Source organism: Paracoccus laeviglucosivorans, assembly GCF_900182695.1.
Taxonomy (GTDB): domain Bacteria; phylum Pseudomonadota; class Alphaproteobacteria; order Rhodobacterales; family Rhodobacteraceae; genus Paracoccus; species Paracoccus laeviglucosivorans.
In genome coordinates this window covers 29,237-53,009 of record NZ_FXTK01000022.1, presented here as the reverse complement: position 1 = coordinate 53,009, position 23,773 = coordinate 29,237, and the positions used below count along the sequence as shown (strand labels likewise).

Here is a 23,773-nt window from a genome sequence, read left to right as displayed (position 1 = left end):
GCAAGATGGCCGGAATTCCCCACGACCATTACGAACCCAAGCCCGGATTCGAAACCTGGCTGCACCGCCGACTGCCCATTGCCGGGCTGATCTACGACGCGTTGTTCATCCCAACCCCCAAGAACCTGAACTGGTGGTGGATATGGGGCATCGTGCTGGCGTTCTGCCTTGTCATGCAGATCGCGACCGGCGTGGTGCTGGTGATGCATTACACCCCGCATGTCGACATGGCCTTTGCGTCGGTCGAACACATCATGCGCGACGTGAATGGCGGCTATATGCTGCGTTACCTGCATGCGAACGGCGCATCGCTGTTCTTCTTTGCGGTCTATATCCACATCTTCCGCGGCCTTTATTACGGCAGCTACAAGGCCCCGCGCGAGGTGACCTGGATCGTCGGCATGTTGATCTATCTGCTGATGATGGGCACGGCCTTCATGGGCTACGTGCTGCCATGGGGCCAGATGTCCTTCTGGGGCGCGACCGTGATCACCGGCCTGTTCGGCGCGATTCCCGGTATCGGCGAATCGATCCAGACATGGCTGCTGGGTGGACCCGCGGTGGATAACGCCACGCTGAACCGCTTCTTCTCGTTGCATTATCTTCTGCCCTTCGTGATCGCCGGGCTGGTCGTCGTTCATATCTGGGCGTTCCACACCACCGGCAACAACAACCCCACCGGCGTCGAAGTCCGCCGCGCCTCCAAGGCCGAGGCGGAAAAGGATACCCTGCCCTTCTGGCCCTATTTCGTGATCAAGGATCTGGTGGGTCTGGCGATCGTTCTGGTGGTGTTCTTCGCTGTGGTGGGCTTCATGCCCAACTATCTCGGCCACCCCGACAACTACATCGAGGCGAACCCGCTGGCGACGCCCGCCCATATCGTGCCGGAATGGTATTTCCTGCCCTTCTACGCGATCCTGCGCGCCTTCACCGCCGATGTCTGGCTGGTGCAGCTGGTCAACTTCCTGTCCTTCCGCATCATCGACGCCAAGTTCTTTGGCGTGATCGCGATGTTCGGCGCGATTCTGGTGCTGGCGCTTGTGCCGTGGCTGGACACCTCGCGCGTGCGTTCGGGCCGGTTCCGTCCGCTGTTCAAGTGGTGGTTCTGGCTGCTGGCCGTGGACTTCGTGGTCCTGATGTGGGTCGGCGCCATGCCTGCCGAGGGGATCTATCCCTATATCGCGCTGTTCGGCGCCGCCTATTGGTTCGCCTATTTCCTGGTGATCCTGCCGATCCTTGGCATCATCGAGAAGCCTGATCCGATGCCCGCCAGCATCGAAGAGGACTTCAAGGCCCATTACGGGCAAAAAACCCATCCTGCCGAGTAAGGAGAGGCATCAATGACCCTGAGATACGCACCGCTCACGGCCGTTGCGGCATTGACCCTTGCCGTCGCAGGTGGGGCCATGGCGCAGGATAGCGGCCTTGCCCCCGGCGTGACTGCCCCGGCAGGTTCCAGCTATGGCAACACGACGCAGTCCGCACCCGCAGCCGAGGCGCAGGCCGAGGCACCCGCCGCCGATGCCCCCGCTGTCGCACCCGAGGCTGCGCAGGCCGACACCGGCGGCCAGGCACCGGCAATGGCCCCCGGCGTTTCGGCACCTGCGGGTTCCAGCTACGGCACCGCACCCGCCGCATCTGCGCAGACCGAAGCCGAAACCCCGGCCCAGCAGCCCGCCGAGGCCCCCGCTGCCGCGCAGCCCGTGACCGAGGAACCGGCGCAAGCCGAGGCCGAGGCCCCGGCAGCGCAACCCTCAGCAGAACCTCCGGTGGAAAGCACCACCGAGGCTCCGGCGGCGGAACCTGCTGATGCAGCACCCGCTGCCGAAGCACCTGCCGCTGAAGCCGCGCCGGAAGCGGCAACGCCCGAACCCGCGGCCCCCGAAGCTGCTGCCCCGGAAGCTGCGGCGACGGAAACCCCGGCAGAAACGCCTGCTGCGGAAACGCCCGCTGCAGAAGCACCAGCCGAGGAAGCTGCGGCACCCGCCGCAGATGCCGAAGCCCCGACCGAAGGCGCTGCCGCCACAGCCGAAGGCGCCCATGCCGAGGCCGAAGGTCAGGCCGCGTCCCATGCCGCGCCGCATATCGAGGACATCTCGTTCAGCTTCGAGGGTCCGTTCGGCAGCTATGACCAGTTCCAGCTGCAACGCGGCTTGCAGGTCTATACCGAGGTCTGCTCGGCCTGCCACGGTCTGCGCTATGTGCCCTTGCGCACACTGGGCGATCCGGGCGGTCCCGGCCTGCCCGAAGATCAGGTCCGCGCCTATGCCGGCAACCTGACCATCATGGACGAAGAAACCGGCGAGGAGCGTCCCCGCGCGCCCACCGACCACTTCCCCACCATCCTTGACGAAGGGATGGGGCCGGACCTGTCGCTGATGGCCAAGGCACGCGCCGCGTTCCATGGCCCGCTGGGCACAGGCATCGCCCAACTGTTCAAGGGCACAGGCGGGCCGGAATATATCCACGCCATTCTGGTCGGATATAACGGCGAAACAAAAGACGAGGCGGGCAGCACCTTCTATCACAACGCCGCCTTCTCGACCGGCTGGATCAAGATGCCGCCGCCGCTCAGCGATGGTCAGGTGACCTATGAGGACGGGACCGAGGCGACGGTCGATCAGATGTCGCGCGACGTGGCCGCATTCCTGATGTGGACCGCCGAGCCGAAGATGATGGACCGCAAGCAGGTGGGCTTTGTCGCCGTGCTGCTGCTGGGCGTGCTGGCCGCACTGCTTTATTATACCAACAAAAAGCTGTGGGCGCCGCAAAAGGGCGGGCGCAAGCCGGAATAACCCTGCCGCATCACCCGCAATGGATCGACGCGCCCTGACCGGGCGCGTCTTTCTTTTGTGGGCGCTGGACAAAGCCTGTCTGGCCGCATCAGATACGGCGAAACGGGGATGAACATGACGATCTATAATCTCGGCTCGATCAATATCGACCATGTGTATCGCCTGACCGCCCTGCCGCGGGCCGGAGAGACGCTGCATTCCCACGCGCTGTCTCTGGGCATGGGCGGCAAGGGGTCGAACCAGTCCATCGCCGCAGCAAAAGCCGGGGGCGAAGTGGTGCATCTGGGTGCGATGGGCACGGGCGACGCATGGGTGCTGGAACGGCTGGCGCAGGCCGGGGTGCAGACCGACCGCATTGCGCGGCTTGCCGAGCAGCCGACGGGACATGCGATCATTCTGGTCGATGACGCCGCCGAAAACTGCATCGTCATTCATGGCGGAGCGAATGTCGCGCTGCCCCCGGAACTGGTCAGCCGCGACATGGCCGGGATCGGGCCGGACGACATCCTGCTGATGCAGAACGAAACGAACCAGCAGGTCGAGGCGGCAGCCCATGCCCGCGCGAACGGCGCGCGCGTGATCTATTCCGCCGCACCTTTCCAGATCGACGCGCTGCGGGCGGTGCTGCCGCATGTCTCGGTCCTTGCGGTGAACGAAGGCGAGGCGCGTGAGGCGTTCGCCGCCTTGGGCCAAGACCTGCCCATCGACGGGTTGCTGATTACCCGTGGGGCCGAGGGGGCGGAATATCGCGACCTGATCCGCGGCACGACCCATCGCCAGGCCGCGTTTCGCGTGACCCCCAAGGACACGACCGGGGCGGGCGATTGCTTTGCGGGTTGGTTCGCCGCCGGACTTGCGCGGGGCGAAGATGCGCCGACCGCGCTGCGCCATGCCGCCGCCGCCGCCGCATTGCAGGTCACGCGCGAAGGGGCGGGCGACGCCATGCCCGACCGCGACGAAGTGATGGCTTTCCTGAAAACGCAGGCCTGACGCTTGCCCAAACCCCGCCCGACACCTATCTGCGAGATTATGAAAATCCCGTTCCTGAACCGCCCCGCCACCGTTTCGGTCCTGCGCCTGCAAGGCGCCATCGGCATGTCATCGCGCGGGGGTGGCGGGTTGTCGGATGCGGGTCTGGCATCGGTTCTGGAACGCGCCTTCAAGCGCAGGAAACCCGTGGCCGTGGCGCTGGCGATCAATTCGCCCGGCGGCTCTCCGGTGCAGTCCAGCCTGATCGGTTCGCGCATCCGCCGCCTGTCCGAAGAACATGACGTGCCGGTTCATGCCTTTGTCGAGGATGTGGCGGCATCGGGCGGCTACTGGCTGGCCTCCAGCGCGGATTTCATCTGGGCCGATGAAAGCTCGGTCCTGGGGTCGATCGGCGTCATTGCGGCGGGTTTCGGCTTTTCCGACCTGATCGGGCGGCACGGGATCGAACGGCGCGTGCACACGGCGGGCCAGTCGAAATCCATGCTGGACCCCTTCCGCCCCGAAAAACCCGAGGATGTCGAGCGGCTGAAAAAGCTGCTGGAACCGATCCACGAAGCTTTCAAGAACCAGATCCGTGCCCGCCGGGGCAATCGCCTGCCCGCAGATCGCGACCTGTTCACCGGCGAAATCTGGACCGGACGGCAGGCGGTCGAACTGGGGCTGGCCGATGGCCTTGCCCATCTGGTCCCCAAGATGCGCGAACTTTACGGCAAGGATATACGCTTCCAGACCTATGGCCAAAAAACGCCGCTGCTGCGACGCTTTGGCCTGTCGGCGGATGACGTGATGGACAGCCTTCAGGAACGCGCGGCATTTTCACGCTTCGGCACGGGTGGCTGATGATCAAGACCGTCATTCTTTGCCTGCTGATCCTGATTGCGCTGGCGCTGGTCGCCGGACCGGGTATGCGCAAACTGATCGCGAAACTGCTGGGCATCCGCTGGCCCTGATCCCAAGATGCGCCGCCGAGCTGAAATTGCGACCGAAATGACGATTCGCGGGGCCGGCGGTTAGCATCAGCCGTGGTGGAAACACGATGGGGCTGAGCATTGATTAGGCAAGCCAGCGACAAGTTGTCCACCTTGACAGGCTTCGTCGCAATTCATTCACGATTCTGCCAGCAAATTCATGGGATTGTTGCAGGGATAAAAAATAACATTAGAAATCAATGCCCTAAAATACTGCGCATTTTTTGTGCAGGTCAACGAAACCTCAACAAACGCTGGCAGAAGCATGTTGTCCCAACAGGAGACTCACAGAGTTATCCCCAGATTCCGTGGACAGGATTCACCTTGATCTTGGACATGGAAACTTGCAGCCGCCAATCAGAATCACTTTCCTTGACGTCATGACCGATTCGACCCATCCGACCCCGCCAGCCAAGACCGGCCAGCCGCTGATTCAGGACTACCTGAAAACACTCGACGCATCGCCGGGGGTTTATCGGATGCTGGATCATCAGGGGGCGGTGCTTTACGTCGGCAAGGCGCGCAACCTGCGGGCGCGGGTATCGAACTATGCGCGCGGCAGTGGCCATTCGGGACGGATCGCCCGGATGATCCGCGAAACCTGCTCGATGATGTTTCTGACCACGCGCACCGAGACCGAGGCGCTGCTGCTGGAGCAGAACCTGATCAAGCAGCTCAAGCCGCGCTACAACGTGCTGCTGCGTGACGACAAATCGTTTCCGAACATTCTGGTCGCCAAGTCGCATCCCTTTGCCCAGATCAAAAAGCATCGCGGCGCGAAATCGGAAAAGGGCGACTATTACGGCCCCTTTGCCAGCGCGGGCGCGGTCAATCGCACGCTGAACCAGTTGCAGCGGGTATTTCTGCTGCGGTCCTGCACCGACGCCACCTTTTCCAGCCGCACGCGGCCCTGCCTGCTGTTCCAGATCAAGCGGTGCAGCGCGCCCTGCGTGGGTCGGGTCGAGCAGGCCGATTACAACGCGCTGGTGCTGGATGCTGAACGTTTCCTTCAGGGAAAATCGACCGCCGTTCAGGCCAATCTTGCGCGTGAGATGGCCGAGGCAGCCGAGGCGATGGAATATGAACGCGCCGCCGCGCTGCGCGACCGCATCAAGGCTTTGACCGCCGTGCAATCGGTGCAGGCCATCAACCCGCGCGGCGTTCCCGAAGCCGACGTGATCGCCCTGCACATGGAAGGCGGACAGGCCTGCGTGCAGGTGTTTTTCATCCGCGGCAATCAAAGCTGGGGCAACCGCGATTTCTATCCCAAGCTGAACGGCGTGGAATCCGTGGATGAGGTAATGCAGGCTTTCATAGCGCAGTTCTATGACGGCAAGGTGCCGCCGCGCATGATCCTGCTGTCGCACGGTATCGAAGATCCCGATCTGATGACCGAGGCGCTGACCGAAAAAGCCGGTCGCAAGGTCGTCCTTGGCGTGCCCCAGCGCGGCGAAAAGGCCGAGCTTGTGGAAAACGCCCTGCGCAACGCCCGCGAAAGTCTGGCCCGCCGCATGTCGGAAAGCGCCGCGCAGGCCCGCCTGCTGGAGGGGCTGGCCGAGGCGTTCGATCTGCCCGCCACACCTCAGCGGATCGAGGTCTACGACAACAGCCACATCCAGGGCACCAACGCCGTGGGCGGCATGGTCGTGGCCGGGGCCGAAGGCTGGATCAAAAGCCAGTATCGCAAGTTCAACATCAAAGGCACCGAGATCACCCCCGGCGACGATTTCGGCATGATGAAGGAAGTGCTGACCCGCCGCTTTTCCCGCCTGCTGAAAGAGGATCCCGACCGCCAGACCGATACATGGCCGGACCTTTTGCTGATTGATGGCGGCGCGGGGCAAGTCAGCGCCGTGCATGAGATTCTGGCCGAACTGGGCGTCGAGGATATTCCCATGATCGGCGTCGCCAAGGGTCAGGACCGCGACCACGGCAAGGAAGAATTCCACCGCCACGGCGAACGCCCCTTTGCGCTGCGCATGAACGATCCAGTGCTGTATTTCATCCAGCGGCTGCGGGACGAAGCACATCGCTGGGCCATCGGCACGCATCGCGCCAAACGCGCCAAGGCCACGATGGCAAACCCATTGGATGAAATCACCGGCATTGGTGCGGCCCGCAAGCGCGCCCTGCTGGCGCATTTCGGCAGCGCCAAGGCCGTCAGCCGCGCCGGTCTTGCCGATCTGGTCGCCGTCGAAGGCATCAGCGAATCCATCGCGCAAAAGATCGTGGACCACTTCCATAAATCCTGACACACGCGCGCGTTGTGATGGACGTTTGTTCTTGTTATGTTCCATTCATGCGGTGGAAGAATCGAAACATCCGGGCGATCGCCGACATGATCTGCGGCAACGTCGATCACTTCCCCTATCGGACGGGGCGGCTGATCACGGAGTTCTTTGAGGATTGTGGACTGGACCTGCGCCATGACGGCCGCACCCGGCGCGACTGGGTGGCGCGGCGCCTGACCGAGGTTCTGGCGGCGCAGACCCGCCCCGATCTGCTGCCCGACGCCTTTGCCAGCATCCTGCGCAACCTGCTTGACCGGGCCGAGGCAGAACCGGACGACCCCGACCGCAGCGCCGCGCTGGCCGCATTGAATGCCGTTCTGCAAACCGAAGGCTGGGTGGCAAGCTATGACGCCGCAGGTGTGCCGCATTTGCGCTGCATGGACGCGCCCCAATTGCAGCAACTGGATCAACTGGCCGATTATCTGGACCGCTGTTCCGAAGATGAATTTATTGAAACGGTGCTGCTGCCGATCTTTCGCCATCTTGGCTTTCAGCGCGTGACGGCGACCGGACATCGCGAAGGCTCTGGAATATGGCAAGGACGTGTGGATGAAGCTGACCCTGCCGACGCTGCATGTGCTGTATTTCGGCATTCAGGCGAAAAAGGGCCGCATCGATGCCGCAGGCAACAGCCGTCGCGGTGCCAGCAACATTGGCGAGGTTCTGAATCAGGCGCTGATGATGCTGGGGCATGAGATATTCGACCCAGAGTTGAATCGGCGCGTGCTGGTCGATCACGCCTTCGTCGTGGCCGGCGGAGAGATCACCAAGCAGGCCCGGAACTGGCTGGGGGCGCGGTTGGATGCCTCGCGCCGGTCGCAGGTCATGTTCATGGGGCGCGACGACATCCTGCAGCTTTATGCGATCACCGAACACCCCCTGCCCAAGGCCGCGCGCTGGACAGAATGATCCCGGCAGGGAAAAGGGGCGGCCCAGCCGCCCCGATCCGTCAATGTGCGATCATTTCCTCGGCCACCTGCGCGCCGGTCATCTGCGCAGGATAATAGGTCGGCCAATTCGTCACTTCCTTCAGCAGCGCGTCGCGGTCATTGCCGAAATACAGGTGGTAATGCCACGCCTTGCCCGGCGCGATACCGTGGTCGCTGAACTGGATGAACCTGGGGGCCGCATCGTCGCCGCCCGACTTGCGGAAGATGAAGCGGACGCCGCGATTGCCCTTGGCATAGGTCAGGATTTCATGGCCGTCGCTTTTATATTCGGCGCGGATCTCGTCCTGCTTGTCATGGAAGGTGATTTCATTGCCATGGATTTCGATGCTGTGGACATCGGTCTCGTAGCCGGTCTCGTAATAGGCGCGGTATTCCTCGGCGGTCTTGTCGCCGGATTCCGCCTTGTGGACCATCACCGGGTCCAGCGTGCCGTCCTGCAACAGCGGATAGACCGATTGCCAATCGCCTTCGTAATCCGACAGGGGCCGGTCCTTGACCTGCGCATCTTCGAAATAGCCGTCATAGACCGCCTTATCCACCGGCGCATGTGCGTGGTCATGGCCGTGATCGTGGCCGTGGTCATGGGAATGCGAGTCATGCGCCATCGCCTGACCAGCGGCAAGAATCATCCCCCCAAGCAGGATCGCGCCAATCCGGGTTTTCATCATCAGCCCCTCGTATTTGATATGTTATTACATTTCTGACTGCGTAACCCAGACACCCGCCAATGGCAACCCGTCTGATTGAGTGACGCGCGCCCCCTTCCCCCCGCCGCGGCAAAGTCCTAGATTGCGCGACATGCGCTGGACCCTGCCCAATCTTTTGACTGTTCTGCGGCTTGTGGCCGCGCCCCTTGTGCCGCTGATGTTCTTTTTCCTCAGCCGGCCTTTTGCGGATTTTGCGGCGCTGGCGCTGTTTCTGATCGCGGCCGTGACCGACTGGTTCGACGGTTATCTGGCGCGCGCGTGGGGACAGGAAAGCCGCTTTGGCGCCGCCATGGACCCGATCGCGGACAAGGCGATGGTGATCATCGCACTGGTCGTCATCACCGGCTATTCCGGCATGAACCCTTGGCTGATCCTGCCTGCGACGGTCATCCTGTTCCGCGAAGTCTTTGTATCCGGGCTGCGCGAATTTCTGGGCGACCAGTCGCGGCTGCTGAAGGTGACGAAGCTGGCAAAGTGGAAAACCACGGCCCAGATGGTCGCCATCGCGATCCTGTTCCTTGGCACGGGGCTGAAATATTACGAGGTGGGCCACCCTCCGCTGGTCGGCGAAACCAGCCTGCCCTGGTCGGACAGCTGGTCCGATCTGGCTACGCAGCTTGGGCTTTTGCTGATCTGGGTCGCCGCCATCCTGACCGCCATCACCGGCTGGGACTATTTCGACAAGGCCCGCCCCTTCCTGCGTGAACCCGATGGCCGTTGAGGTTCTGTATTTCGCATGGCTGCGCGAACGCATCGGCGTGCCGCGCGAAACGGTGCAGACCGATGCCGCGACGGTGCGCGACCTGATCGCCCAGCTTGCCGCGATGGACGAATGGCACGCAGCCGCGCTGTCGGACCTGAGCGCGGTACGCATCGCCGTCGATCAGGAATTGACCGATCTGGACGCCCCCCTGGGCCATGCCCGCGAAGTGGCGCTGTTCCCGCCGATGACCGGGGGCTGAGATGTCGGCGCGGGTCCAGTCCGAGCCATTCGACATCGGGGCCGAACTTCGGGGCTTTGGTGCGGATGCCGGCGCGGTGGTGACATTCTCGGGCCTTGTGCGCAGCGAGGACGGGCGGCTGACCGCGCTGGAGATCGAACATTATCCCGGCATGACCGAAAAGGCGCTGACCGCCTTCGGTGCGGCTGCGGCGCAGCGTTTCGACCTGACAGACTGGCGGATCGTGCATCGTCACGGGATCCTGTCCGTGGGCGAACCCATCATGATGGTCGCCACCGCCGCGCGCCATCGCAAGGCGGCGTTCGACGCGGCGGAATACCTGATGGACTGGCTGAAATCCCGCGCCCCCTTCTGGAAGCGCGAGATCGGCCCCGACGGTCCCGGCGAATGGGTCGCGGCCAGACCCGATGACGAAGACGCGCTTGCCAGATGGTGAGCGGGAAGTTGCAATCCCGTGCTTTGGCGATCATATAGACCCGCAACCCGGACCAGTGCGGAGCCCTGAATGACCTATCTTGAGTTCGAAAAGCCTCTGGCCGATCTGGAAGGCAAGGCCGAAGAACTGCGCGCGCTTGCCCGCAAGGGTGAAGGCGTCGATCTGGAAAAAGAGGCCGCCGCGCTGGACATGAAGGCGCAGGACATGCTGCGCGATCTGTATAAGCAGCTGGATCCGTGGCGCAAGACGCAGGTGGCCCGCCACCCGGAACGTCCGCATTGCCGCGATTACGTGGCGGGGCTTTTCACCGAATACACGCCGATGGCCGGCGACCGCGCCTTTGGCGAGGATCACGCCGTCATGGGCGGTCTGGCGCGTTTCCGCGACCAGCCCTGCGTGATCATCGGCCATGAAAAGGGCAACGACACCAAGTCGCGCATCACCCACAACTTTGGCATGGCCCGTCCCGAAGGCTATCGCAAGGCGATCCGTCTGATGGATATGGCGGACCGTTTCCGGCTGCCGGTGATCACGCTGGTGGACACGCCCGGCGCCTATCCCGGCAAGGGCGCCGAGGAGCGCGGTCAGTCCGAAGCCATCGCCCGTTCGACCGAGAAATGCCTGCAGATCGGTGTGCCGCTGGTTTCGGTGGTAATCGGCGAAGGTGGTTCGGGCGGCGCGGTCGCATTCGCCACCGCCAACCGAATCGCGATGCTGGAACATTCGATCTATTCGGTGATTTCGCCCGAGGGCTGCGCCTCGATCCTGTGGAAGGACGCCGAGAAGATGCGCGAAGCCGCCGTCGCGCTGAAACTGACCGCCCAGGATCTGAAGCGTCTGGACGTGATCGACCGCATCATCCCCGAACCGATGGGCGGCGCACAGCGCGCGCCCGCCGATGCCATCAAGGCCGTGGGTGACACGATTGCCGAAATGCTGGGCGAGTTCACCGGCAAGAAACCCGCCGAGATCATCAAGGATCGCCGTCAGAAATTCCTGAACATGGGATCAAAGGCACTGGCCTGATCGCCCGGCCGCGAAGCCGGCATGGGTATTTGAAGAACTGAGAAATCACAGGTCCGGCCCATTGGGTCGGGCCTTTTCGCATCAGGCGCGGGCAGCGCGGATCGAGGTTTCCAGAATGTCCAGCGCCTCGTCGAAGATCGCGTCCGGGATGGTCAGCGGCGCGAGGAAGCGGATGACATTGCCGTGGACGCCGCAGGTCAGCAGGATCAGGTTGCGTTTCAGCGCCTCCTCTCGGACGCGGTTGGCCATGTCGGGGCTGGGGCGGTCGCTGCCCGCCACGTTGAATTCCATCGCGTTCATGAAGCCGGGGCCGCGGATGTCAACGATTTCGGGCACATCCTGAACAACGCTGGCCAGACGTTGCTTGAGGCGCTGGCCCAGACGGGTGGCGCGGGCGCACAGGTCTTCGTCGGCGATCACGTCAAGCACGGCAAGGGCTGCGGCGACGGCCAGCGGATTGCCCGCATAGGTGCCGCCCAGCCCGCCCGGCGCGGGGCTGTCCATCACGTCCGCACGCCCGGTCACGGCGCTGATGGGCAGACCGCCGCCCAGTCCCTTGGCCATCGTCGTCAGGTCGGCAGCCACGCCGTGATGTTCCATCGCAAACAGCCGGCCCGTGCGGGCGAAGCCTGTCTGCACTTCGTCCGCGATCAGCAGCATGGAATATTGGTCGCAGATTTCGCGCAGCCGTTGCAGGAAGCCGGGCGGAGCCTCGTAAAAGCCACCCTCGCCCTGAACCGGCTCAATGATGATCGCGGCGACGCGGGCGGGGTCGATATCGGATCTGAACAGGCGGTCCAAGGCATCCAGCGCGTCTTCCTGCGTGATGCCATGCAGCAGATTGGGGAAAGGCAGGTGCCAGATATCGTTCATCATCGGCCCGAACCCCGCCTTGTAGGGCTGGACCTTGCCCGTCAGCGACATGCCCAGAAAGGTGCGACCGTGAAACGCGCCGGAAAAGGCGATGATGCCGGGGCGCGCCTTGTAATGGCGCGCGATCTTGACGGCGTTTTCCACCGCCTCGGCCCCGGTGGTGAAGAACGCGGTCTTTTTCGGCCAGTCGCCGGGCACGGCGCGGTTCAGACGCTCGGCCAGCGTGACATAGTTTTCATACGGCACGACCTGATGGCAGGTATGGGTAAAACGGTCGAGCTGGTCGCGCACCGCCTGCATCACACGCGGATGGCGGTGGCCGGTATTCACCACGGCGATTCCGGCGGCAAAGTCGATATAGCGGTTGCCGTCCCTGTCCCAGATTTCCGCATTCTCGGCGCGTTCGGCATAGATTTGCGTCGTCATGCCGACCCCGCGCGAAATGGCGGCGTTCTTGCGATCCGTCAGGCTGGTCATCATCCCCTCCGCGTCAGATTCGGGGTCGATGCTATACCTGTGCCCGCGATGCGAACAGGCCCGCTTGCGCCGTCAGGCCCGATGGGTCACGCTGGGCCGTAACCAGTCAGGGCCACCCATGTTTCCCATTCGCGACCACAACCCGTCCGAGCGCACACCCTATGTCCGCAACGGGCTGATCTTTCTGAATTTGCTGATGTTTCTGCTGACCGATCCCTGGCTGGGCAATATGTCCGAGCTTTGGTCGCGGCTGGCACTGTATCCGCTGGCAATCACGCAGGGCGAATGGCTGTGGGGGCTGGTGACCCATATGTTCCTGCATGCCGGGATCATGCATATCGGCGGCAATCTGCTGTTCCTGTGGGTCTTTGGCGACAATCTTGAGGACCAGATGGGGCATGTGGGGTTCCTGCTGTTCTATCTGGCATGTGGGCTGTTGGCCGCAGGCGGGCAGATCATTGCCGATCCGCAAAGCACGATCCCGATGATCGGCGCATCAGGGGCGATTGCCGGAGTGCTGGGGGGCTATTTGTTGCTGTTCCCGCGCGCCCGCGTCGATGTGATCGCGATCATCATTATTATCATCAAGCGCTTTACCATCCCGGCATGGGTGCTGCTGCTGGCGTGGTTTGCCCTGCAGGTCGTGGGCACAGCGGCGGTGCAGGATGACGGCGTGGCCTATGTCGCCCATGCGGCGGGCTTTGTCGCAGGTATCGTGCTGGCAGTTCCGGTATTTCTGCGCCGGGGTGGTCGGGCATTCTGGAACCGAACGCATGGCCGCCCGCCGCATAGCCCGATCGACTATACCCCCTCACGCATCCCCGAGGTGCGGCGCTGACAGGCGACCCACGCTCATGTGGCGCTTGCCTGCGAATCCCTGAGCGCGGCTGACATCAAAGCCTGCCGCCGCAAGCGCGCGGCGGACATGCCCCGCCGCCGTATAGGTCGCGAACGTACCACCCCGTGCGGTGTGGCGCGCGACCTGCGCCATCAGCTCCTCACCCCATAGTTCGGGGTTCTTGGCGGGGGAAAAACCGTCCAGAAACCACGCATCCGCCTGACCGTCCCAGTCAGGCAGGGCTTGGCGCGCGTCGGCCCGGATGATCGTCGCCGTGACCGTGCCCACGGTAAAGCTATGCTGGTCCCAGCCATCGCGAAGCTGGGCCGACAGGTCCGCCAGTTCCGGGAATGCCGCATGGGCGCGGGCCAGTTCGTCAAGGCGCATCGGAAACGCCTCGAAGCTGGTAAAGCGGATCGGCTGCGTCGCGATCTGCGCCAGTGCCAGCAGGTTCAGCCCGGTGCCGAAGCCCAGTTCTGCGACGTGGAAGCCCGGCACCAGCCGCGCGGGCAGATGGTTGCCCGCCAGAAACACGTGCCGCGTTTCGGCCAGGCCACCGTTCAGGCTGAAATAAGGATCGTCGAACCGGCGCGAGACGGGAATACCGCCGTCGCGCCAATCAAGATCGGCACCGCTCTGGTCGCGCTGGTCCATCCGCGCTAACTCCTGTTTCTCATGGCAATGCGGCACGGGGCGGCGGAATGGCAAGCGAAATCACGGTGGCGGGCGCGGGGATCTTCGGCCTGTCCTGCGCGTGGGAACTGTTATGCCGTGGCCAACCCGTCCGCGTTGTCGAACGCGCGCATATCGGCGCAGGGTCGTCCGGCGGCCATGTCGGCGCGCTGGCCCCCCATGCGCCGGAAAACTGGAACGCCAAGAAACAGGTGCAGCTTGACGCGCTGATTGCCGCCGAAAGCTGGTGGGCCAAGGTGGCGGATGCGGGTGGCGTCGATCCCGGCTATGCCCGCACCGGCCGCATCCAGCCCGTCCCACCGGGGGCCGAGGGCCGCATGGCGGAGCGCATCGCAGGCGCGCGCATCCACTGGCCGGAATGGGCGGTGATGGAAATGACGGACGCGCCAGACGCGGCGCTGGTGCCCGCCTCGGCTTCTGGGCTGTGGCTGGTGGACCGGCTGACCGCCCGCATCAATCCGCGCCGCGCCTGTGCCGCGCTGGCCGCCGCGATCCGTGCCAAGGGCGGCGAGGTGGCCGAAGGCATCACGACCGACGGCCCCGCGATCTGGGCCACGGGCGCAGCAGGTCTGGCGGATTTCGGTGGCGGCGGGGTCAAGGGCCAGTCGGCGCTGCTGGAATACGCCGCCCCCGACGCGCCACAGGTCTTTGCCGATGCGCTGCATATCGTGCCGCATGGCGACGGGACGGTGGCCATCGGCTCGACCTCGGAACGCGACGTGACGGACCTCGCGACGGATGGGCAGCTGGAAGCGCTGATCGCGCAGGCCCGCGCGATCTGCCCGGCGCTGCGGGATGCCTCGGTGATCGACCGTTGGGCAGGCATCAGGCCCCGCGCCCGATCCCGTGCCCCGATCATCGGCGCTTGGCCGGGTCGGCCGGGCGATTACGTCGCAAATGGCGGCTTCAAGATCGGCCTTGCGATGGCCCCCGCCTGCGCCGGAATGCTGGCTGACCTGATCCTTGACGGGCGCGACACCATCCCCGACGGATTTCGCCCACCGGAACCCGATTGACGCGCCGCCTGCCCGCGCCATGATATAGACCTGAAACCGCCCGAGGACCGCATGACCAGCCTTCAGACCGCTTTCGACGCCATCGACAAGGCCAACGCCGCCGACCCCCATCTCGAAGGGGACCAGCCCAAGGAACTGCTTTACGGCCAGCGCATGACAGCCGAACAGGATGCGCTTTACCCAGACGCCTCGGACGCGCTGCGCATCGCGTGCCGGGGCCAGCATATCGAACGCTGGCTGCTTCCGCGCGACGCCTATGCGATGGACCGCCCCGGCTATCTGGCCTGGCGCACCGAACAGGGCCGGCGTCATGCCGCCCGCGTGGCCGAAATCATGCGCGAGGCAGGTTACGGCCAGGAAGATGTGGTCCATGCCGAAAAGATGTTGACCAAGCAGGGCATCAAGCGCGACGACGATGTGCAGGCACTCGAAGACGTGGCCTGCTTCACCTTCATCCGCTGGTATCTGGGCCCCTTCGCCCAAGGCCGCGACCCAGACGAATTGCAGCGTATCGTCGAAAAGACCGCGCGCAAGATGTCGGCACAGGCGCGGATGATCGCGCTGAAGGAATTCGACATCCCCGAACCCTTCGCCGAGGCGTTCCGTGCCTAAAGCGCTGATCGTCGCCCATGGCCAGCCGGGCGATCCCGGCCCCCAGCAGGCGGCGGTCGAAACCCTTGCCGCCGCCGTCGCCCGCCACCTGCCCGACCTGCAGGTGCAGGGCGCGACGCTTGCCATGCCCGGCGCGCTGGACGTGGCGGATGACGCTACGCTGATCTATCCGATGTTCATGGCACAGGGCTGGTTTACGCGCAGCGAATTGCCGCGCCGCCTTGCTCTGGCCGGGGCAAATAATGCCCGCATCCTGCCTCCCTTCGGTGCCGATCCCGGCTTGCCCGACCTGTGCCGCCGCCTGCTGGAACAGGCCGCGATTGCACAGGGATGGCCCATCGCGCAGACCCATATCCTGATCGCCGCCCACGGCTCGGGCCGGTCGCGCGCCCCGTTTCAGGCGGCGCAACAAATGGCGCAGGACCTCGCCCCCCTGAACGCCACCTGCGGCTTCATCGAGGAAACGCCGCATATCGCGGACGCCGCGCGCAACCTGCCCCCCCGCGCGATCTGCCTGCCGCTTTTCGCCACCCGCGCCGAGCATGTCACCGACGACTTGCCTCAGGCCTTGGCGCAGGCAGACTTCAGGGGCATCACCCTGCCCCCGGTCGGCATGGCAACCGAAGTCCCCGCCATGATCGCCGCAAGCATAAGGGCCGCCCGGTAACGCGCGGCCCTTCGGCTTCTCAGTTCCTTAAATACCCAAATGCCGACCGCGCCACCGGCACGGTCGTCCGGTCACATCGCGGCCAGCTGCGCCAGCGCGGCCTTGATCCGCGCCACGTCATCTTCCAGCGCGGCCAGCTTCTCGCGGGTTTCCTCGATCACCTCGGCCTCGGCATTCTCGACGAACTTCGGGTTCGACAGGCGCCCGCGCAGACCTTGGGCGTCCTTCTCGGTCTTGGCCACCGACTTCTGCAACCGCGCGGTTTCCGCACCCACGTCGATCATCTCGCCCACCGGCAGCGCGAAACTTGCCCCCAGCGCCGCGACCGAGATCATGCCCGGACCCATCGCGCCATCGCCGGGCGGATTGACCCGCGCCAGCCTTTCGACCAGCGGACCATTGGCGGCAAGCGCCGCGCGGGCCGCGTCATCGGCCTCGGTCACGATCAGATCGGGGCGCGCGCCCGCAGGCACGCCGATCTGCGCGCGGGCCGAGCGGATGTTTTCGATCAGCGAAATCACCCAGTTCATCTGGCGATCCGCATCCGCGTCGATCAGCTCCGCGCCATATTCCGGCCAGTCGCCATGCACCAGCATCTTGGACCGCGCGCCGGTCAGGGCCCAAAGTTCCTCGGTCAGGAAGGGCATGATCGGGTGCAGCATGGTATAGCACTGATCCAGCACCCAACCCATCGTGGCCAGCGTCTCCTCGCGGTCCGGGCCATCAAACAAGGGCTTCGAGAATTCGACATACCAGTCACAGACCTTGCCCCAGACAAAGGCGTAAAGCCCGGTCGCGGCATCGTTGAAGCGATAGCTGGCCAGCGCCTCATCGGTCGCCATGCGGATGCGGGCGACCTCGCCGATGATCCAGCGGTTGACGACATTCTTCGCCTCGGGGCGGGCCACGCCACCCTGCACGCCGTTCATTTCAGCGAAGCGGGTGGCGTTCCAGATCTTGGTGACGAAGTTGCGGTTCGCCTCGACATGCTTCGGCCCCAGCTTGGGGTCACGGCCCATGGCAGCCATGCTGGTCAGGGTAAAGCGCAGCGCGTCGGCGCCGTATTGGTCGATCAGCGTCAGCGGGTCGATGACGTTGCCTTTCGACTTCGACATCTTGGCGCCTTTTTCGTCGCGCACCAGACCGTGGAAATAAACGGTGCGGAACGGCACCTGATCCACCACGGCCAACTGCATCATCATCATCCGGGCGACCCAGAAGAAGATGATGTCAAAGCCGGTGATCAGCGTCGAGGTCGGGAAATACTTGCGCAGTTCCGGCGTATCCTCGGGCCAGCCCAAGGTGCCGATGGGCCACAGGCCCGAGCTGAACCATGTGTCGAGGACATCGGGGTCGCGGGTCAGATCTACAAACCGAGTAGTCCCACCAATGCGGATCCCGAACCTATAGCCGGGAAGCTTCTCGTGCATCTCGACCTCAGAGAGTTCCACATCCGCGCCATAGTAGTCACGGGCCTGCGCCAAGACTTCATTAAAAGTTGAACCGCAGAACTGTTTTGCGAAACGCGTATTGTGGACGGTTAGACTACTTCCAGCCGACGGGTTATCGCCTTGCACTTTATAGTGTTCAAGCGCCTCCAGCGTCGGCCCATACCAGACCGGGATCTGATGCCCCCACCACAGTTGGCGGCTGATGGCCCAGGGCTCGATATTCTCCAGCCAGTGGAAATAGACCTTCTCGTTCTGCTCGGGCAGGATTTTGGTCGCGCCGCTGCGCACGGCATCCAGCGCCGGGCCGACGATCTTGGCGGTGTCGACGAACCACTGATCGGTCAGCATCGGCTCGATCACCACGTTCGAGCGGTCGCCAAAAGGCTGCATAATCGGCTTGGCATCGATCAGGGGGCGGCGCTCCATATGCTCGGCGCCGGTTTCCTTGTCGATTTCCTTGTGCAGATAGGTCACGGCCAGACCTTCGGCGGTGATCGCCTCGACCACGCGCTTGCGGGCTTCAAGGCGGTCCAGACCGCGCAGCTCCTCGGGGACGAGGTTAACGGCCGACACGTCGCCCACATCCTCGCCCTGCGCGGCGCGGGACGCCACGGCGGCGCTGTCCGCATAGGACATGCCATCCGAGCGCATCGCGGCCTTTGTGTCCAACAGTGCGTAAAGCGGGATGCCGTTGCGCATGGCCACGCCATAGTCGTTGAAATCATGCGCGCCGGTGATCTTGACCGCGCCGCTGCCGAAATGCGGATCGGGATATTCGTCGGTGATGATCGGGATCTGGCGGCGATGTTCCTTGGGTCCGACCGGGATTTCCACCAGCTTGCCGACGATGGGCGCATAGCGGGCATCATCGGGATGAACCGCAACCGCGCCGTCGCCCAGCATGGTTTCGGGGCGGGTCGTGGCGATCGAGATATAGTTGCGGGTTTCGCGCAGGGTGACGTTGCCGTCCTCGTCGCGCTCGACATATTCATAGGTCTCGCCACCGGCCAGCGGGTATTTGAAATGCCACATATGGCCGGGGGTTTCGCGGTTCTCGACCTCGATGTCCGAGATCGCGGTTTCGAAATGCGGATCCCAGTTGACCAGTCGCTTGCCGCGATAGATCAGACCCTTGTCATACATATCGACAAAGACCTTGATGACGGCATCGTGGAAATTGCCTTCCTCGCCCGCGGGGGCATTCGGGGCGCCCGACATGGTGAAGGCATTGCGCGACCAGTCGCAGCTTGCGCCAAGGCGCTTCAGCTGGCCGACGATCGTGTCGCCGGATTCATGTTTCCAGGCCCAGACCTTTTGCAAGAATGCCTCGCGCCCGATCTCGCGGCGACCGGGTTCTTGACGTTCGGCCATCTGGCGTTCGACGACCATCTGGGTCGCGATGCCGGCATGGTCCTGACCGGGCTGCCACAGCGTGTCAAAGCCGCGCATCCGGTGCCAGCGCACAAGGATGTCCTGCAGCGTATTGTTCAGCGCGTGGCCGATATGCAGGCTGCCGGTTACGTTCGGCGGCGGGATCACGACCGAAAAGGCTTCCGCCCCCGGTTTCGCGTTGGCTCCGGCAGCGAAAGCGTCCTTCGCTGCCCATTCATCCGCGATGCGCGCCTCGGCGGCGGTCGCGTCGAAGTTCTTTTCCATGGCCATGTCGTCACCCCTTGAATCGCCAAGGGGATAGCGAAATGCGCAGCAAAGGCCAAGAGGCGCTAGCTGCGGAACCGTGCCGCAATCCCGTCACGGAACGGGAAAAGATCAAAGCAGGGCCGCGCCTCGGCCAGCACGCGGGCGCAGGACGGACGCGCGACCAGCCGGTCGAAATACGCCGTCATCGCGGGATGGGCGTCAAAGGGGTGGATCGCACCGGCATAGAACAGCGCCGGAAGGGCCGCGCAATCGGCCAGCGAAAACGCCCCGGCCGCCCAGTCCTGCTGCCCCGACAGATGCCGTTCCGCAATGGAATAGGCACGGTCCAGCTTGGCCTTGGCGGCATCCACCACCTGCGGATCGCGCCGTTCTGCCGGACGCAGCGCATCGTTGACGATCTGCTGCATGACCAGCTGGATATTCATGTCAAAGAACCGATCCCAAAGCCGGACGGGCAGCGCCGCCTGCGGGTCCAGCGGGATCATCCGCGTAGCGGCGGGGTGGTGCAGGTCCAGATGCTCAACGATGATCGAGCTTTCGGGCACGCGCGTCGCGCCGTCCAGCAACACCGGAAACTGCCGCATCGGCCACAGGCTTTCCAGCAGCGCCGCATCCTCGGGCTTGGACAGGTCGATGGGGTGCGGGGTGAATTCGGTGCCGGTATCGTAAAGCGCCACCAGCGGTTTCCAGCAATAGGCGGCCAGCGGGTGATAATACAGCGTCAGCATCATGCGGCCTTGGCGAAATGCGCGACCTGCGCGTCATGGGCCTGCTGAAAGGCGGGCCGCGCGGTCATGCGCGTCATGTAATCGGCAAGGTCGGGATAGGGGCCAAGCTCAGCCAGACTGTCCACGATGCGCAGCACGTCGGCCACCAGAATATCGGCGACGGTAAAGCGCCCGGCAGCGATGAATTCGCGGTTGGCGATGACGGCGGCAAGCTGGCCCAGCCTTTCGTGCATCCGCGGCAATGCCAGCGCATCGGCATGGGCATCCTGATCGAATATCCGCGCGATGGTCAGCGTCATGACCGCCGGTTCCAGACTGTTCAGCGCGGCGATCAGCCATTGCTGGGTTTCGGCCCGGCCTTTGGCGTCCTGGGGCATCAGGGCGGGCTGACGCTCGGCCAGATACAAAAGGATCGCGCCGCTTTCGAACAGCGACAGATCGCCGTCGCGCAGGATGGGCACCTGCCCAAAGGGCTGGCGGGCGAAATGCTGCGGCGTCTTTTCGCGCACGCTGGTCGTCTCGACGGTATAGGGCAGGCCCGCTTCAAGGCAGGCCCAGCGGATGCGCAGGTCGCGGACATAGCCCACGGCCATGTCGGGAACCCAGTCATAGGTGGTGATGGTCAGCATCAGATCACTCCTGCCGAACGAACTCGGCATCTATCTGGATGGGGATTGGTGCGGTGAAAAAGGCGTTCAGGCCGTAAGCCTGCGGATCGATTTCGGTTTCCGCCTGCAGGCCGATCAGGTCGCGGATGATCGGATTGCCCTGTGCATCGCCGGTATAGCCCTTGCCCGCACCGATCAGTTCAACGTCAAACGTGGCGGGATGGGTCTTGCCCATGATGGTCAGCTGCCCCGTCACCGTGCCGCCTGTATCGGATTGCGCGGTGAAGCTGTCCGACACGAATGTCGCGGTCGGATTGGTGGCGGCGTCAAGATATTCCTTGCCCAGCAGGTATTGGGCAAAGCCCTCAACCGGGGTAGAGATCGAGTCGATCTGAACCTGCGCCGACAGCTTGCTTTTGGCGGGGTCGTCGGGGTTCCATTCCAGCGTGGCCGAGGGCTTGTCGAACCGGAACAGGCTGTAGGAAAAACCCAGATGCAGCACCCGCGTCACCAGCGCCGTATGCATCGGGTCCAGCTTATAGCTGCCTGCCGCAGCGGCGTGATAATCCTTTTGCCCATGCGGCACGTCGGCGGGGGAATATTCCTGCGCCACCACCGGGGTGGCGCAGAGAATGGCAAGGACGGCGGCGCGGATCATTCCGTATGCTCCTTGGGTCCGACGACCGAGAAATGCGCCCCCTGCGGATCACGAGCAAAGGCGATATAGGCCGGGCCGGGCACTTCGACCGGACCATGCAGGATCTCGCCCCCGGCGGCCTTGATGCGTTCAATCGCCTCGGTCACGCCATTCACCCCGAAATAGGGCAGCCAGCAGGACACGGGCGACATGCCCAGACCCATCATGCCGCCGATCTGGGTGCCCTGCCACGCGAACACCTGATAGGTGCCCATCTCGCCCATGTCCACGGCGTCGGATTTCGTCCAGCCGAACAGCTCGGAATAGAAATCGAAGCCCGCGGCGGGATCGGTGGACATCAGTTCGATCCAGTTGCCGTGGCTTTCCTTGCGCTGGTTGAACGCCCCGGATTCGACCGGAGGCTGCGGGTCCATGGGTGCGGGCTCCAGAAGGCCCAGAACCGCACCCTGCGGATCAGCTACGATTGCAAAACGGCCCGTGCCGGGGATTTCGGCGGGATCACGGTGAACCTTGCCGCCAAGGGTCTGGATCTTGGCGACTGCCGCATCAAGGTCATCGACATCGAAATAGATTAGCCAGTTCGGTGGAATGCCCTCCATCTGCGGCAGCAGTTCCATCAGACCGGCGATCATCTCGCCGTCATGGCTGGCAAGGTGATAGGTGAAACCCTCCATCCCCCCATCGACAACGGCCCAGCCAAGAACCTTGCCATAAAACCCCTCGGCATCCGCAAGTGCGCCGCGGGCGGTCGAAAGTTCGAACCAGTTCGGTTTACCGTGATACATCGCCGTAACCTCAGCTTTCGTCCACGACGGGTTCGAACCCGCCCCACATCATCCGCATCCCGTCAAAGGGCATTTCGCCCATGCTTTGCATGTCGGGATCGGACATCATCTTTTCATAGGCGGCGTCCGCAGTGGCGCGGTCCGGCCATTCGATCCACGAAAACACCACCGTTTCGTCATCCTTGGCCTGCGTCGCCATGTAGAAATCGGTGACTTTGCCGCGCGGCACGTCCACGCCCCAGTTTTCGATCATCCGCAGCGCGCCCCAGCGTTTGAACATGGGCGCGGCCTTTTTCGCGTGGTCGATATACGTCTGCTTATTCGCGGTCGGAACCGCCAGCAGGAACCCCGAGTAGTAAGTCATAGCTTCCTCCTCATATGGCGCGGCTTTGCGCCGCTGAGTCGGAGGTTGGCACTTGCAGTATTAAAAAGCAACTGCTAATATTATTTTATGACCAACACCGGCAAAACCCCGCGCTTGCGATATGACGAAGGTTGCCTTGGCGCCCATGCGCTGAACTTTATCGGCGACCGCTGGGCACTGCTTGTCGTGCGCGAACTGATGTTCCAGCCCAAGCGCTTCCAGATGATCCGCGCGGGAATGCCGGGGATCACAGCCAGCGTGCTGACGCAAAGGCTGGGGCAATTGGTGGAATTCGGCATCGTCGCGCATGATGAGGTGCTGGGGATCTATGCCCTGACCGATCTGGGTCGCGCCCTGCATCCGATGCTGCGCGAGCTTTGCCGCTGGGCGCTGCTGCTGCCGGACCACGATCCGACGCGGCATATCAGCATCTCGGCGCTGATGATCTCGATTTCCGCGACGGTCGATGCGGCGCGGGCGGCAGGATCGGGGCTGACGGCAGGGATCGTGTCCGGGGTCGAACAGTTCCGCGTGACATTCGACGCCAGCGGCGCGCCGCAGGTCGTGGCCATGCGCGAGGCGGCGGGGGATTTCGTCCTGCGCGGCAGCGGCAATGATCTGGCCTTTGCGATCTATGGGCCGGGGCCGCTGGCCATGGCCGGCGCGGGTCGCGTGGGGCTAAGCGGCGATCGGGACGCCGCCCAGCGTTTCTGTGGGCTGTTCAGCCTGAAGGCTCAGACCAGATCCAAAAGCGAGTCGCCCGAGGTCAGCGTGCAGGCGCCGGGGCTTTCCTCGACCTGAAGCTCGGTCACGGTGCCGTCATCGACCAGCATCGCGTAACGCTTGGAGCGGCCGTTGACCCAGCCCGCACCTTCGATGTTCATGCCAAGCGCCTTGGTCCAGCTGCCGTCGCCATCGGCCAGCACGTCGATGCCCGCATCGCCAGCGCCGGTCGATTTCGACCATGCACCCGCGACAAAGGGATCGTTGACGGTGACGCAGACCACGCGCGAGACGCCTTTTTCGCGGAACTTGTCGACGTTCTTCACGAAGCTGGGCATGTGGCTGTTGTTGCAGGTCGGCGTATAGGCGCCCGGCACGGCGAAGATTGCGACGCGGCCCTGCGACAGTTCGGCCACCTCGATGGTCTCGGGGCCGTTTTCGCCCAGTTTCACCAGCTTGCCTTCGGGAAGCTTGTCGCCTTTTGCGATTGCCATGC

The 23,773-nt window shown here is 63.8% G+C and carries 25 protein-coding genes and 1 pseudogene; 16 read left to right on the top strand and 10 right to left on the bottom strand.

What is annotated here, in order from left to right:
- The first annotated feature begins 5 nt into the window (after positions 1-5).
- The 7 genes and pseudogenes from petB to FN835_RS21485 all read left to right on the top strand — a co-directional run bounded on the left by petB (position 6) and on the right by FN835_RS21485 (position 7,953).
- On the top strand, positions 6-1,328 hold the full coding sequence (gene petB, locus FN835_RS17670; RefSeq protein ID WP_142664564.1) for a cytochrome b: 1,323 nt from the start codon (positions 6-8) through the stop codon (positions 1,326-1,328).
- A gap of 708 nt (positions 1,329-2,036) precedes the next feature.
- Positions 2,037-2,795: pseudogene (locus tag FN835_RS21655) on the top strand (cytochrome c1); the annotation flags it as partial.
- A gap of 114 nt (positions 2,796-2,909) precedes the next feature.
- Positions 2,910-3,785, top strand: a complete 876-nt coding sequence (locus FN835_RS17660; protein ID WP_142664562.1) for a ribokinase — start codon at positions 2,910-2,912, stop codon at positions 3,783-3,785.
- Positions 3,786-3,824: 39 nt separating this feature from the next.
- Positions 3,825-4,625, top strand: coding sequence for a S49 family peptidase (locus FN835_RS17655; RefSeq protein ID WP_142664561.1), 801 nt, complete (start codon positions 3,825-3,827; stop codon positions 4,623-4,625).
- Positions 4,626-5,133: 508 nt separating this feature from the next.
- The gene (uvrC, locus tag FN835_RS17650; protein WP_142664560.1) at positions 5,134-7,005 is read left to right on the top strand and encodes an excinuclease ABC subunit UvrC; all 1,872 of its coding nucleotides are present in this window, start codon (positions 5,134-5,136) and stop codon (positions 7,003-7,005) included.
- Between the two features lie 47 nt (positions 7,006-7,052).
- On the top strand, positions 7,053-7,739 hold the full coding sequence (locus tag FN835_RS17645; RefSeq protein WP_221930468.1) for a hypothetical protein: 687 nt from the start codon (positions 7,053-7,055) through the stop codon (positions 7,737-7,739).
- Positions 7,723-7,953, top strand: a complete 231-nt coding sequence (locus tag FN835_RS21485; protein ID WP_221930467.1) for a hypothetical protein — start codon at positions 7,723-7,725, stop codon at positions 7,951-7,953. The genes FN835_RS17645 and FN835_RS21485 overlap by 17 nt, the downstream gene beginning before the upstream one ends.
- A gap of 40 nt (positions 7,954-7,993) precedes the next feature.
- Here the strand turns inward: FN835_RS21485 and FN835_RS17640 are convergent, their stop codons facing one another.
- The gene (locus FN835_RS17640) at positions 7,994-8,662 is read right to left on the bottom strand and encodes a metal-binding protein ZinT (protein WP_185958739.1); all 669 of its coding nucleotides are present in this window, start codon (positions 8,660-8,662) and stop codon (positions 7,994-7,996) included.
- Between the two features lie 130 nt (positions 8,663-8,792).
- On the opposite strand from FN835_RS17640, the gene pgsA reads away from it, so the two are divergent.
- From pgsA to FN835_RS17620, 4 genes are all read left to right on the top strand, one after another.
- Positions 8,793-9,422, top strand: a complete 630-nt coding sequence (pgsA, locus tag FN835_RS17635) for a CDP-diacylglycerol--glycerol-3-phosphate 3-phosphatidyltransferase (RefSeq protein WP_142664558.1) — start codon at positions 8,793-8,795, stop codon at positions 9,420-9,422.
- On the top strand, positions 9,412-9,663 hold the full coding sequence (gene moaD, locus FN835_RS17630; protein WP_142664557.1) for a molybdopterin converting factor subunit 1: 252 nt from the start codon (positions 9,412-9,414) through the stop codon (positions 9,661-9,663). Before pgsA ends, moaD begins: the two co-directional genes overlap by 11 nt.
- A 1-nt stretch (position 9,664) precedes the next feature.
- Positions 9,665-10,099, top strand: a complete 435-nt coding sequence (locus FN835_RS17625; protein WP_142664556.1) for a molybdenum cofactor biosynthesis protein MoaE — start codon at positions 9,665-9,667, stop codon at positions 10,097-10,099.
- A gap of 69 nt (positions 10,100-10,168) precedes the next feature.
- Positions 10,169-11,125, top strand: a complete 957-nt coding sequence (locus FN835_RS17620) for an acetyl-CoA carboxylase carboxyltransferase subunit alpha (RefSeq protein WP_142664555.1) — start codon at positions 10,169-10,171, stop codon at positions 11,123-11,125.
- 81 nt (positions 11,126-11,206) lie between these two features.
- Here the strand turns inward: FN835_RS17620 and FN835_RS17615 are convergent, their stop codons facing one another.
- On the bottom strand, positions 11,207-12,475 hold the full coding sequence (locus FN835_RS17615) for a 4-aminobutyrate--2-oxoglutarate transaminase (protein ID WP_142664554.1): 1,269 nt from the start codon (positions 12,473-12,475) through the stop codon (positions 11,207-11,209).
- A gap of 118 nt (positions 12,476-12,593) precedes the next feature.
- Here FN835_RS17615 and FN835_RS17610 point away from each other — a divergent pair, with 118 nt between their 5' ends.
- Complete coding sequence (locus FN835_RS17610) at positions 12,594-13,313, top strand: rhomboid family intramembrane serine protease (RefSeq protein WP_142664553.1); 720 nt, start codon at positions 12,594-12,596, stop codon at positions 13,311-13,313.
- On the opposite strand, the gene mnmC2 is transcribed toward FN835_RS17610, so the two are convergent.
- Positions 13,287-13,967: a tRNA (5-methylaminomethyl-2-thiouridine)(34)-methyltransferase MnmC2 gene (gene mnmC2, locus FN835_RS17605; protein WP_142664552.1), complete on the bottom strand. Its 681-nt coding sequence runs from the start codon at positions 13,965-13,967 to the stop codon at positions 13,287-13,289. The two genes, FN835_RS17610 and mnmC2, sit on opposite strands and share 27 nt — an antisense overlap.
- A 47-nt stretch (positions 13,968-14,014) precedes the next feature.
- Here mnmC2 and FN835_RS17600 point away from each other — a divergent pair, with 47 nt between their 5' ends.
- Genes FN835_RS17600 through FN835_RS17590 form a run of 3 tightly spaced genes read left to right on the top strand, consistent with a single transcriptional unit; the run spans position 14,015 to position 16,301 of the window.
- Positions 14,015-15,022: an NAD(P)/FAD-dependent oxidoreductase gene (locus FN835_RS17600; RefSeq protein ID WP_142664551.1), complete on the top strand. Its 1,008-nt coding sequence runs from the start codon at positions 14,015-14,017 to the stop codon at positions 15,020-15,022.
- Between the two features lie 51 nt (positions 15,023-15,073).
- Positions 15,074-15,634, top strand: a complete 561-nt coding sequence (locus FN835_RS17595; RefSeq protein ID WP_142664550.1) for a DUF4202 domain-containing protein — start codon at positions 15,074-15,076, stop codon at positions 15,632-15,634.
- Positions 15,627-16,301 carry a sirohydrochlorin chelatase gene (locus tag FN835_RS17590; protein ID WP_142664549.1) on the top strand — a complete coding sequence of 225 codons (675 nt, stop codon included), beginning with the start codon at positions 15,627-15,629 and terminating at the stop codon, positions 16,299-16,301. The genes FN835_RS17595 and FN835_RS17590 overlap by 8 nt, the downstream gene beginning before the upstream one ends.
- A 71-nt stretch (positions 16,302-16,372) precedes the next feature.
- On the opposite strand, the gene FN835_RS17585 is transcribed toward FN835_RS17590, so the two are convergent.
- The 6 genes from FN835_RS17585 to FN835_RS17560 are packed head-to-tail and all read right to left on the bottom strand — an operon-like array spanning position 16,373 to position 22,554.
- Entirely contained in the window at positions 16,373-19,414 is a 3,042-nt protein-coding gene (locus FN835_RS17585; protein ID WP_142664548.1) for a valine--tRNA ligase, read from the bottom strand.
- Positions 19,415-19,473: 59 nt separating this feature from the next.
- Complete coding sequence (locus FN835_RS17580) at positions 19,474-20,139, bottom strand: glutathione S-transferase family protein (RefSeq protein ID WP_142664547.1); 666 nt, start codon at positions 20,137-20,139, stop codon at positions 19,474-19,476.
- Positions 20,139-20,768 carry a glutathione S-transferase family protein gene (locus FN835_RS17575; protein ID WP_142664546.1) on the bottom strand — a complete coding sequence of 210 codons (630 nt, stop codon included), beginning with the start codon at positions 20,766-20,768 and terminating at the stop codon, positions 20,139-20,141. Before FN835_RS17575 ends, FN835_RS17580 begins: the two co-directional genes overlap by 1 nt.
- Positions 20,769-20,772: 4 nt before the next feature.
- On the bottom strand, positions 20,773-21,405 hold the full coding sequence (locus FN835_RS17570) for a YceI family protein (protein WP_142664545.1): 633 nt from the start codon (positions 21,403-21,405) through the stop codon (positions 20,773-20,775).
- On the bottom strand, positions 21,402-22,190 hold the full coding sequence (locus FN835_RS17565) for a VOC family protein (RefSeq protein ID WP_142664544.1): 789 nt from the start codon (positions 22,188-22,190) through the stop codon (positions 21,402-21,404). Before FN835_RS17565 ends, FN835_RS17570 begins: the two co-directional genes overlap by 4 nt.
- Positions 22,191-22,200: 10 nt before the next feature.
- Positions 22,201-22,554 (bottom strand): DUF1428 domain-containing protein, encoded by a 354-nt coding sequence (locus FN835_RS17560; protein WP_142664543.1) that lies wholly within the window; start codon positions 22,552-22,554, stop codon positions 22,201-22,203.
- An 87-nt stretch (positions 22,555-22,641) separates the two neighbouring features.
- Here FN835_RS17560 and FN835_RS17555 point away from each other — a divergent pair, with 87 nt between their 5' ends.
- Entirely contained in the window at positions 22,642-23,355 is a 714-nt protein-coding gene (locus FN835_RS17555) for a winged helix-turn-helix transcriptional regulator (RefSeq protein ID WP_142664542.1), read from the top strand.
- On the opposite strand, the gene FN835_RS17550 is transcribed toward FN835_RS17555, so the two are convergent.
- Positions 23,289-23,771 carry a peroxiredoxin gene (locus FN835_RS17550; RefSeq protein ID WP_142664541.1) on the bottom strand — a complete coding sequence of 161 codons (483 nt, stop codon included), beginning with the start codon at positions 23,769-23,771 and terminating at the stop codon, positions 23,289-23,291. The two genes, FN835_RS17555 and FN835_RS17550, sit on opposite strands and share 67 nt — an antisense overlap.
- Positions 23,772-23,773: the final 2 nt, after the last annotated feature.

What these genes read in the sequence shown, in the direction of transcription:
- FN835_RS17615 (WP_142664554.1), bottom strand. Translation starts at nt 12,475, where the DNA reads ATGACCAGCCTGACGGATCGCAAGAACGCCGCCATTTCGCGCGGGGTC.
- FN835_RS17585 (WP_142664548.1), bottom strand. Translation starts at nt 19,414, where the DNA reads ATGGCCATGGAAAAGAACTTCGACGCGACCGCCGCCGAGGCGCGCATC.
- FN835_RS17610 (WP_142664553.1), top strand. Translation starts at nt 12,594, where the DNA reads ATGTTTCCCATTCGCGACCACAACCCGTCCGAGCGCACACCCTATGTC.
- FN835_RS21485 (WP_221930467.1), top strand. Translation starts at nt 7,723, where the DNA reads ATGATGCTGGGGCATGAGATATTCGACCCAGAGTTGAATCGGCGCGTG.
- FN835_RS17550 (WP_142664541.1), bottom strand. Translation starts at nt 23,771, where the DNA reads ATGGCAATCGCAAAAGGCGACAAGCTTCCCGAAGGCAAGCTGGTGAAA.
- FN835_RS17575 (WP_142664546.1), bottom strand. Translation starts at nt 20,768, where the DNA reads ATGCTGACCATCACCACCTATGACTGGGTTCCCGACATGGCCGTGGGC.
- FN835_RS17580 (WP_142664547.1), bottom strand. Translation starts at nt 20,139, where the DNA reads ATGCTGACGCTGTATTATCACCCGCTGGCCGCCTATTGCTGGAAACCG.
- FN835_RS17655 (WP_142664561.1), top strand. Translation starts at nt 3,825, where the DNA reads ATGAAAATCCCGTTCCTGAACCGCCCCGCCACCGTTTCGGTCCTGCGC.
- FN835_RS17625 (WP_142664556.1), top strand. Translation starts at nt 9,665, where the DNA reads ATGTCGGCGCGGGTCCAGTCCGAGCCATTCGACATCGGGGCCGAACTT.
- FN835_RS17565 (WP_142664544.1), bottom strand. Translation starts at nt 22,190, where the DNA reads ATGTATCACGGTAAACCGAACTGGTTCGAACTTTCGACCGCCCGCGGC.
- moaD (WP_142664557.1), top strand. Translation starts at nt 9,412, where the DNA reads ATGGCCGTTGAGGTTCTGTATTTCGCATGGCTGCGCGAACGCATCGGC.
- FN835_RS17560 (WP_142664543.1), bottom strand. Translation starts at nt 22,554, where the DNA reads ATGACTTACTACTCGGGGTTCCTGCTGGCGGTTCCGACCGCGAATAAG.
- FN835_RS17555 (WP_142664542.1), top strand. Translation starts at nt 22,642, where the DNA reads ATGACCAACACCGGCAAAACCCCGCGCTTGCGATATGACGAAGGTTGC.
- mnmC2 (WP_142664552.1), bottom strand. Translation starts at nt 13,967, where the DNA reads ATGGACCAGCGCGACCAGAGCGGTGCCGATCTTGATTGGCGCGACGGC.
- FN835_RS17660 (WP_142664562.1), top strand. Translation starts at nt 2,910, where the DNA reads ATGACGATCTATAATCTCGGCTCGATCAATATCGACCATGTGTATCGC.
- FN835_RS17600 (WP_142664551.1), top strand. Translation starts at nt 14,015, where the DNA reads ATGGCAAGCGAAATCACGGTGGCGGGCGCGGGGATCTTCGGCCTGTCC.
- FN835_RS17595 (WP_142664550.1), top strand. Translation starts at nt 15,074, where the DNA reads ATGACCAGCCTTCAGACCGCTTTCGACGCCATCGACAAGGCCAACGCC.
- pgsA (WP_142664558.1), top strand. Translation starts at nt 8,793, where the DNA reads ATGCGCTGGACCCTGCCCAATCTTTTGACTGTTCTGCGGCTTGTGGCC.
- FN835_RS17645 (WP_221930468.1), top strand. Translation starts at nt 7,053, where the DNA reads ATGCGGTGGAAGAATCGAAACATCCGGGCGATCGCCGACATGATCTGC.
- petB (WP_142664564.1), top strand. Translation starts at nt 6, where the DNA reads ATGGCCGGAATTCCCCACGACCATTACGAACCCAAGCCCGGATTCGAA.
- FN835_RS17640 (WP_185958739.1), bottom strand. Translation starts at nt 8,662, where the DNA reads ATGATGAAAACCCGGATTGGCGCGATCCTGCTTGGGGGGATGATTCTT.
- FN835_RS17620 (WP_142664555.1), top strand. Translation starts at nt 10,169, where the DNA reads ATGACCTATCTTGAGTTCGAAAAGCCTCTGGCCGATCTGGAAGGCAAG.
- FN835_RS17570 (WP_142664545.1), bottom strand. Translation starts at nt 21,405, where the DNA reads ATGATCCGCGCCGCCGTCCTTGCCATTCTCTGCGCCACCCCGGTGGTG.
- uvrC (WP_142664560.1), top strand. Translation starts at nt 5,134, where the DNA reads ATGACCGATTCGACCCATCCGACCCCGCCAGCCAAGACCGGCCAGCCG.